This window comes from Aurantimonas sp. C2-5-R2, from assembly GCF_036549495.1.
Classification (GTDB): domain Bacteria; phylum Pseudomonadota; class Alphaproteobacteria; order Rhizobiales; family Rhizobiaceae; genus Aurantimonas; species Aurantimonas coralicida_A.
The window spans coordinates 1-611 of the sequence record NZ_JAZHLJ010000278.1 but is presented as its reverse complement, the minus strand read 5'-3'; the positions used below and the strand labels follow the sequence as shown (position 1 = coordinate 611).

Annotated in this window: 1 protein-coding gene; it reads left to right on the top strand. The window is 61.0% G+C overall.

Features of this window, described 5'->3' with window-relative positions:
* Positions 1-14: 14 nt before the first annotated feature.
* Positions 15-611: transposase (locus tag VQ044_RS26000; protein ID WP_442873877.1), on the top strand; the 597-nt coding region annotated here is incomplete at its 3' end.

Here is a 611-nt window from a genome sequence, read left to right as displayed (position 1 = left end):
TGGGAGGATCCACAATGGCACGCACGGGACGACCGGGACTATCTGCTGAACTGAAGCGGGAGCTTTGGCGACGATGGAAGAGCGGACAGTCACTCAGTGAGATAGGTCGGTGCCTGGGCAAGCATGCCGGCTCGGTCTTTGGGGTGTTGCGGGCCAAGGGCGGCATCGCACCTATGGAGCGGCGCCGGAGTATGCGGTCACTGACAATGGCGGAGCGCGAGGAGATATCTCGCGGGCTCAACGCCGGGCTGTCTTTCCGATCTATCGCAGTGCAGCTTGGTCGCGCGCCATCGTCTGTCTGTCGTGAAGTGGCCCGCAATGGTGGGCGCGGCCGATACCGAGCTACTGGTGCTGACGCGATGGCCTGGCAGCGATCAGTTCGTCCGAAGCCTTGTGTGCTCGCCAGCAATGCCCTGCTTTGTTCGGTTGTTGCCGAGAAGCTTCAAAGCCGATGGTCACCGCAACAGATATCGGGTTGGCTGGCAGCCCAGTATGGTGACGACAGGACAATGCGGGTGTCCCACGAGACGATCTACAAGAGCTTGTTCATTCAGGCCCGCGGCGTGCTCAAGAAGGAGCTGATGGTTCATCTACGCAGCCGGCGGATCATG